Source organism: Tabrizicola sp. (assembly GCF_041913445.1).
Classification (GTDB): domain Bacteria; phylum Pseudomonadota; class Alphaproteobacteria; order Rhodobacterales; family Rhodobacteraceae; genus Tabrizicola.
This window is the reverse complement of the sequence record NZ_JAYSFG010000002.1, coordinates 46413-53777: the sequence shown is the minus strand read 5'-3', so window position 1 is coordinate 53777 and position 7365 is coordinate 46413. Positions and strand designations below refer to the sequence as shown.

General features: G+C 68.1%; 7 protein-coding genes and 1 pseudogene. 4 read left to right on the top strand and 4 right to left on the bottom strand.

Annotated elements, in window-relative coordinates; all coding sequences use genetic code 11:
- The first annotated feature begins 191 nt into the window (after nt 1-191).
- Nucleotides 192-1130, top strand: a complete 939-nt coding sequence (locus tag ACE3Q6_RS02555; RefSeq protein ID WP_374427966.1) for a DMT family transporter — start codon at nt 192-194, stop codon at nt 1128-1130.
- On the opposite strand, the gene ACE3Q6_RS02550 is transcribed toward ACE3Q6_RS02555, so the two are convergent.
- The gene (locus ACE3Q6_RS02550) at nt 1105-1773 is read right to left on the bottom strand and encodes a thiamine diphosphokinase (protein WP_374427963.1); all 669 of its coding nucleotides are present in this window, start codon (nt 1771-1773) and stop codon (nt 1105-1107) included. The genes ACE3Q6_RS02555 and ACE3Q6_RS02550 overlap by 26 nt on opposite strands.
- Nucleotides 1774-1910: 137 nt before the next feature.
- Here ACE3Q6_RS02550 and ACE3Q6_RS02545 point away from each other — a divergent pair, with 137 nt between their 5' ends.
- The gene (locus ACE3Q6_RS02545; protein ID WP_374427960.1) at nt 1911-4157 is read left to right on the top strand and encodes a hypothetical protein; all 2247 of its coding nucleotides are present in this window, start codon (nt 1911-1913) and stop codon (nt 4155-4157) included.
- A 25-nt stretch (nt 4158-4182) separates the two neighbouring features.
- On the opposite strand, the gene ACE3Q6_RS02540 is transcribed toward ACE3Q6_RS02545, so the two are convergent.
- Entirely contained in the window at nt 4183-4428 is a 246-nt protein-coding gene (locus tag ACE3Q6_RS02540) for a DUF2842 domain-containing protein (protein WP_374427957.1), read from the bottom strand.
- A gap of 72 nt (nt 4429-4500) precedes the next feature.
- Entirely contained in the window at nt 4501-5793 is a 1293-nt protein-coding gene (locus tag ACE3Q6_RS02535; protein ID WP_374427954.1) for an adenylosuccinate synthase, read from the bottom strand.
- 122 nt (nt 5794-5915) lie between these two features.
- Here ACE3Q6_RS02535 and arsC point away from each other — a divergent pair.
- Both arsC and ACE3Q6_RS02525 read left to right on the top strand, forming a co-directional pair.
- Nucleotides 5916-6316, top strand: a pseudogene (arsC, locus tag ACE3Q6_RS02530) (arsenate reductase (glutaredoxin)).
- Complete coding sequence (locus ACE3Q6_RS02525) at nt 6313-6969, top strand: aquaporin (RefSeq protein WP_374427951.1); 657 nt, start codon at nt 6313-6315, stop codon at nt 6967-6969. Before arsC ends, ACE3Q6_RS02525 begins: the two are co-directional and overlap by 4 nt.
- Here ACE3Q6_RS02525 and ACE3Q6_RS02520 read toward each other — a convergent pair.
- On the bottom strand, nt 6957-7268 hold the full coding sequence (locus tag ACE3Q6_RS02520) for a winged helix-turn-helix transcriptional regulator (RefSeq protein WP_374427948.1): 312 nt from the start codon (nt 7266-7268) through the stop codon (nt 6957-6959). The two genes, ACE3Q6_RS02525 and ACE3Q6_RS02520, sit on opposite strands and share 13 nt — an antisense overlap.
- Between the last annotated feature and the right edge of the window lie 97 nt (nt 7269-7365).

Sequence of the window (7365 nt, the reverse complement as noted above, 5' to 3'; positions counted from 1 at the left end):
TAACGGCGGCCGCCCATTAAAAATTCCCCCAAATACCCCCGCGGGCGGCACCCCCGCGCCTTTTGGCGTCCAACACCAAAAACGGCGAGACGAAAGGCTTGCGCGTCAGCGCTCAATTCGAAAGCCGCCCGCACCCCCGCGATGTCGCTTTCAGGCAGGCGAACCAGCGCCTTAGCAGCTACCCACGATCCATGACCCGCGACACGACCCTCCAGGGCGTCATCCTGATGCTCGCCTTCTGCGTGATCGCGCCGCTTCTCGACGTGGGTGCCAAGCTTGCTGCCGAGAACGGCGTCCCCGTGGGCCAGATCACCGCCGCTCGCTTCGTGGTGCAGACCGCGCTGATGCTGCCCGTCGTCCTGGTCATGCGGCTGTCGCTCGGCCTGTCGCTGAAGGGCCTTGCCTACACCAGCCTTCGCGCGCTCCTGCTTCTCGTCTCGACCTTCGCCTTCGTCTCGGGGATCGAGGTGATGCCGCTGGCCGATGCGCTGGCCATCGTCTTCGTCGAACCCTTCATCCTGCTGATCCTGGGCCATTTCCTCTTCGGTGACCACGTCGGACCCCGACGCATCGCCGCCTGCGCCGTGGGCTTCATCGGCGTGCTCTTGGTCATCCAGCCCTCGCTCGCGGCCTTTGGACTCGTCGCGCTCTGGCCGCTGGCCACCGCCGTCCTCTTCGCGCTCTACATGCTGGTCACCCGGGCGATCTCGACCTGGATGCATCCGGTGACCATGCAGTTCCACACCTCCTGGACCGGGCTGGTCTTCTGCCTGCCGGTCATGGTGCTGGCCGACGGCTCGGGGATCCTGCCGCTGGACCCGATCTGGCCCGAAGGCTGGAACTGGCTCTGGCTCTTCATGGTGGGCTTCTGGGCCGCCGTCAGCCACATGTGCATGACCTACGCGCTGAAATTCGCGCCCTCGGCGACGCTTGCGCCGCTGCACTATTTCGAGATCGTGACCGCCGTCATCCTCGGCTACCTGATCTTCGACGATTTCCCCAACGCCATGACCTTCGCCGGGATGGCCATCATCGTCGCCTCCGGCCTTTACATCATCCACCGCGAACGCCTGGCTGCACGCGCCAAACGGGCCGGTCCTCCGGTCATGCCGCTTCCAGAAGCGCCCTGATCGCCGCATCGAGCCTGCGGCGCGGCAGGATGACCAGCATCCCGCGGCGGTCGAACTCCAACACCACGCTGCGCGCCACGGCCCGGTTCGAGGTGCCGATCATCCCGTCAGGGGCGAAGCTGATTCCCGCAACGGGCCATTCCAGCCCCTCGCTGCGTCCGGTTATACGGGCCATCGGAAACAATGACACCGGGTCGCCGGGCGCGACGGCCAGCTTGATCCGGGGCGGGGCTGCGAAAGCCAGGTCCTGCGGCCCGATCAGGATGCAGCGCCGGTCAGCCCGGGCGACCAGCGTGGAAAAGGCGGCGAGCCCGTGGTCAAGCCGCGCCCCCGCGAAACCCAGCGCCAGAACCAGCGGGGCGTCGATGGACCGCAGCGCCTTGTCAAAGTCCGTCGTCACCTGCTCGGCCACAAGATGCTGGCGTTCCAAGGGAATCCGCTCCCGCGCGGCGGACGAGATCGAATCCATGTCCCCGATCACCGCCTCGGGCACGACGCCCAGCCGGAGAAGCCGGTCAGCGCCGCTGTCGGCCGCCACGGGCAGGGGCGCGCGGGCGAGGGCCAGCTTGAGGTCACGCCCGGTGAACGGTCCCCCGCCGGCAAGGGTTACACCGTGGGTTGACTGGACAATCGGCGCATTCATGTAAGACTGTATCCAATTAAGGCAGGATTTCTGGGGTCCGGCCACAATCAATTCATCAAATTACCCCCGTCTGTCCATGCAATAGGACGCTGTGCAGGTAGTATGTGCGAACGAGCAAGGCGAAAGGCTGTCCAGCAATGACCAGTGAAAGCAAGATCCTGACCGTGTCCTACGGCACCTTCAGCTGCACGCTGGAAGGGTTTGACAACCCCTTCGACACGATGAAGGCCATTGCGGAATACTTCCGCGACCTGGCAGCGCAGGACCGCCATTTCGGCGCCGAGCCGCCGCCGCCCGATGCCGCCATGCTGCACCGCCTGGCCGAACGGGAAGTGTCGCGGATGGCTTCTGCCCGGGTGGATGAGGCCGCGCGCCTTGCCACGCCCGAGGGGACCGAGGCCACCGCGCCGCGCATCCAGATCAACCCGACCCTCCGCCGCGCCGCGCCGACGGTCGAACCCGAGTCGGCGCCCGCCGCAGCCGCCGATCCCACCGAACCCTCGCTGACCGACGCGATCCCGGAAGGCGTCGCCGCCAAGCTTGCGCGCCTTCGCCGCTCGGTGAACCCCTCGGTCCCGCTGACCGAAACGCCGGTCGAGGCCGATCCCGTGACGACCTTTGCCGCACCGGAAGCGGACCCCGTCGATGCCGTCTCCTCGGTCGAAGCCGAACCGCTGATCGACGCCGACGCGACCGAAGCCGTGACGGCCTTCCTCGCCCCCGAAGCGGCCGATGACGCAGGCGACGTAGCCGCGCGCCTTGGGGCCCTGATCTCCTCGACGCCCGCTGCCGCGGTCGAGGACGAGCCTGCCGTCGAGCTCGTGGCCGACGCCGTCGATCCCTGGTCGGACGATCTGCCCGAGACCGCTTCCGAAGCAGTCGCGCCGGAAGCGGCCTTCGTCGATCTGGATGCGGAAGTGCCGGTGGCTCTTGCCACGGACGACGCGGCTTTGCTCGAGGATGCCCCGCTGCCCGTCGAACCCGAAGACGAACCTGTGGCCCTGGCTGACGAGCCGGCGGAGGCGGCGGACCTGGCCGCGCTGTCGATCCTGGACGCCATGGACGACGCCACGCTTCAGGCACGGCCCGATACCCCCGTCGAGACCGATTTCTCGACCGAAGACGTGGCGCTTCTGGCCCAGCTTGACGGCACCGTCTTCGACGAGGAAAGCCTTGCCGCCACTCTCGACGAGACCCTGCCCGAGGATCAGCCCCTGGCGCTCGACATGGCCGACGCCGCCCTGCAGGATCCGCTGCCCAAAGCCATCGCCGAGGCCGCGACGGCCGACTCCCTGCCGGAAGAACTTGCAGAAGCGGTCGCCTTCGCCCCCACCCCCGCGCCTGCCCCTGCGGAAGCTGCCGAGGAGCCTCAGACGGGCAAGTCCGGCGGGCGTGCGCGTCGTGTCAACTCGCGCGTTGTGCGCATCCATCCGGACGACAACGCCACCCGCGTCTCGGACGCCGGCGACGCTGACGAGGTTTCCCGCCTGATGCAGCAGGCCGACGAGGTCATGGCCGACGAGGAAAACCGTCGCCGCCACGAGGCTCTCTCGCGCCTGAAGGCCGCGGTCGTTGCGACCGAGGCCGACCGTGCCGACATCGACTACGAGGCGCCCAAGGCCGAAACCGCGCTGAACCCCTATCGCGACGACCTGGCCGAGGCGATCCAGCCGCCGCCGCAAGCGGAACCCTCGCCCGCGCCGGACGTGAAGCCTGCACGCCGCAAGTCGGTGACCATCCGCCCGGCCGAGCCGCGCCCCGGCACCATCCGCCCGGGGATGATCAGCCCGCCGCCGCTCGTCCTGGTCTCGGAACAGCGCATCGACCGCGTCGGCCCGGCCGCAAGCCCTGCCCCCGCTCCCGCCCCCGCTCCGACGCCGGCGCCGCAAGTGGCGCACGGGCTCGCCCCCTCGGACGGTCAGCCGATGGTCGCGCTGCGCACCGGACGCCTGTCCGGCGCCATCGGGGCCGGTGCTGCCGTCGCCGCCTCCAGCATGCCTGCCCGGAACATCGTGCTGGAGAAGCCGTCCTACGGTCCCGCCGCTGACGCGGACGAGGATGAGGATCTGGCCGAGGACGCGAAAGAGATCAACGAGGCCGGCTTTGCCTCCTTCGCCGAAATGGTCGGCGCGCGGTCGATGGCCGAGCTTCTGGAAGCAGCCGCGGCCTACGCGACCTGCGTCGAGAACCGCCAGCAGTTCACCCGGCCGCAGCTGATGCGGCGGATGATGGCCTCGGCCGGCGGCAAGCCGGTCAGCCGCGAGGACGGGCTGCGCAGCTTCGGCACCCTTCTTCGGACCGGCCGGATCGAGAAGGTGACGCGCGGCCACTACAGCCTGGCCGAGAACTCGCCCTATCTTGCGGAAGCCCGCCGCCTGTCCTGAGTTTCTTCAGTTTATTTCAGCAGCCTCAGGCGGACGGGCCCTGCCCGTCCGTCTTTTCCGCATCCGGATCGGCCTGACCGATCCCGCGGAAGATGAAGCGGAACGGAAGCGCCCAGAGGAAGCCGAGAGCGACGTAGACCGCCAGCTCCACCAGAAAGGACGGCCGGTCGAAGAGGGCGACCACATTCACTGCCGCCACGATGTAAAGCGGCAGCCCGACCAGCAGGATCACCAGGGACCAGCGCCGCCGGGCCTTGTAACTTAACGCCATCTCGTCACTCCAGGATCGCGCGCGCGCCCCGCTTGCCCGCATCAGGGGAAGCCGCAGGCAAGGCGCTGTCGGTCAGTCCGCGAACGGATCCGTCACCAGGATCGTGTCGTCCCGCTCGGGCGAGGTGGACAGTAGCGCGACCGGGCACTGGATCAACTCCTCGATCCGCCGCACATACTTGATCGCCGCGCCCGGCAGTTGCGCCCAGGACCGCGCCCCGGCGGTGGTTTCCGACCAGCCTTCCATCTCTTCGTAGATGGGCTTGCAGCGCGCCTGTTCATCCGCCGCGATGGGCAGGTAGTCCATCCTCTTGCCGTCCAGCTCGTATCCCACGCAGATCTTCAGCGTCTTGAACCCGTCGAGCACGTCAAGCTTGGTCAGCGCGATGCCCGAGACACCGCTCGTCGCGCAGGTCTGCCGCACCAGCACCGCATCGAACCAGCCGCAGCGCCGCTTCCGCCCCGTCACCGTGCCGAACTCATGCCCGCGCTCGCCCAGGCGTTCCCCGTCCGCATCGTGCAGCTCTGCCGGGAACGGGCCTTCGCCCACGCGGGTCGTATAGGCCTTCACGATCCCCAGGACGAAGTCGATGGCCGTCGGCCCCACCCCCGTCCCGGTCGCCGCCTGCCCCGCGATGGTGTTCGACGAGGTTACATAGGGATAGGTCCCGTAATCGATGTCCAGCAATGATCCCTGCGCGCCCTCGAACAGGATCCGCTTGCCCGCCCGCCGCGCCTCGTTCAGCACCTTCCAAACGGGGCCCGCATAGGGCTTCAGCTTCGGCGCGATCTCCAGCAGTTGCGCCTTCAGCGCCTCGGGGTCCACAGGGTCCAGCCCCAGACCCGCCCGCAACGCGTTGTGGTGGGTCAGAAGCCGCCCGATCCGCGTGTCCAGCGTCGCCGCATCGAAGAGGTCCGCGACCCGGATCGCCCGGCGGCCGACCTTGTCCTCATAGGCCGGGCCGATCCCGCGGCCCGTCGTCCCGATCTTCGCGACCGTCGTCTGCGCCTCGCGGCCGCGGTCCAACTCACCGTGGATCGGCAGGATCAGCGAAGCATTCTCGGCCAGCATCAGGTTCTCGGGGGACACATCCACCCCCTGCCCACGCAGCTTCTCGATCTCGGCCACGAGGTGCCAGGGGTCGACCACCACGCCGTTGCCAATGACCGACAGCTTGCCCCCCCGCACGATGCCGGACGGCAGCAGCGACAGCTTGTAGACCGTGTTCCCGATGACCAGCGTATGGCCCGCGTTGTGCCCGCCCTGGAACCGCGCGATGACATCGGCGCGCTCGGACAGCCAGTCGACCAGCTTGCCCTTGCCCTCATCGCCCCACTGGGCACCCACCACGACGACGTTGGCCATGTCATTCCCCGAGTCAGTCACAAACCACGCGGGGTATATCGACGCCGGGCCAGAGGGGAAACCCTTCAATTGCGCCCCGGCCTGACATAGACCCGTTACAAACCTGTCCTAAGGGGCAAAACATGGACATCACGATCTACCACAACCCCGCCTGCGGCACCTCGCGCAACACCCTGGCCCTGATCCGGGCCGCCGGGATCGAGCCCACCATCATCGAATACCTGAAGACCCCGCCCAGCCGCGACACTGTCTGCGCACTCGCCGCTGCCACGGGGAACCCCTCCGCGCGCTTCTCCGCGAAAAGGGCACGCCCTTCGCCGAGCTTGGCCTGGCCGACCCGTCTCTGACCGACGACCAGCTTCTGGACGCGATCGAGGCGCACCCGATCCTCCTCAACCGCCCCATCGTCGTCTCGCCCAAGGGCACCCGCCTTTGCCGCCCGTCCGAGGCGGTGCTGCCGCTCCTCCCCCCGATGACCGGCACCTTCACCAAGGAAGACGGCGAAGAGGTGCGGCTCGGATGACCCGCCCCCTTGCGGCCGAGGCGCTTGGCACCGCCCTCCTCGTCGCCACGGTCGTCGGGTCCGGCATCATGGCCGAACGGCTGTCGGGCGGGAACACCGGCCTGGCACTTCTGTCCAACACGATTGGCACCGGCGCGATCCTGGTCGTGCTGATCACCATCTTCGGCCCCGTCTCGGGCGCGCATTTCAACCCGGTCGTCAGCCTCGTCATGGCCCTGCGCCGAGCGCTGCCCTGGCCCAGCCTTGCCCCCTATATCCTGGCCCAAATCGCCGGAGGCGCCATCGGAGCAATCCTTGCCAACCTGATGTTCGACCTGCCCGCCGTGTCCCTTTCCGACACCGTCCGCGGCGGCACCGGGCAACTCATCTCGGAAACCGCCGCCACCATCGCCCTGATGGGCGCGATCCTCGGCGGCCTCGCCACGGCCCCCCATGCCATCCCCTGGCTTGTCGGCCTGACGATCACCGCGGCCTACTGGTTCACCGCGTCCACGTCCTTCGCCAACCCCGCGGTGACGCTGGCCCGCACCCTCTCCGACAGCTTCGCCGGCATCGCCCCGGCCTCCGTCCCCGGCTTCCTTGCCGCCCAACTTATCGGAACCCTCATCGGCGCCGCGCTCTGGGGTTGGCTCTTCGCGCCTCAGCGGGACTGAAGCGCCGCGCCGAAGGCCGCCATCGCGGCGATCACCGGACCCATACCGCGGCCAAGCTCGGTCAGCGCATATTCCGTCGTCGGCGGCACCGTCGGGAACACCGTCCGGGTGACCAGACCCTCGGCCTCCAGCATCTTCAGCCGTTCGGCCAACATGCGCGGGCTGATCCCGTCCAGGCTGCGCATCAGTTCGGAATAGCGCCGCACCCCGCCCATCAGGTCGCGGAAGATCAGCGTCGTCCACTTGCCGCCCAGAACCTCATGCGCCCGGGCCACCGGACAATCGGGATTGCACTCCATGCTGCGAACTTTCTTCAGCTATAGAAATTGTAACTACTTCCTTTTTTATATCGACCAGCGCAGAACCCGTCCATAGCCAACCAACGGAGACCCGAAC

Bases quoted from the DNA above. Each gene is read 5' to 3' on its own strand.
- ACE3Q6_RS02545 (WP_374427960.1), top strand. From the start codon at position 1,911: ATGACCAGTGAAAGCAAGATCCTGACCGTGTCCTACGGCACCTTCAGC.
- ACE3Q6_RS02540 (WP_374427957.1), bottom strand. From the start codon at position 4,428: ATGGCGTTAAGTTACAAGGCCCGGCGGCGCTGGTCCCTGGTGATCCTG.
- ACE3Q6_RS02520 (WP_374427948.1), bottom strand. From the start codon at position 7,268: ATGGAGTGCAATCCCGATTGTCCGGTGGCCCGGGCGCATGAGGTTCTG.
- ACE3Q6_RS02535 (WP_374427954.1), bottom strand. From the start codon at position 5,793: ATGGCCAACGTCGTCGTGGTGGGTGCCCAGTGGGGCGATGAGGGCAAG.
- ACE3Q6_RS02555 (WP_374427966.1), top strand. From the start codon at position 192: ATGACCCGCGACACGACCCTCCAGGGCGTCATCCTGATGCTCGCCTTC.
- ACE3Q6_RS02550 (WP_374427963.1), bottom strand. From the start codon at position 1,773: ATGAATGCGCCGATTGTCCAGTCAACCCACGGTGTAACCCTTGCCGGC.
- ACE3Q6_RS02525 (WP_374427951.1), top strand. From the start codon at position 6,313: ATGACCCGCCCCCTTGCGGCCGAGGCGCTTGGCACCGCCCTCCTCGTC.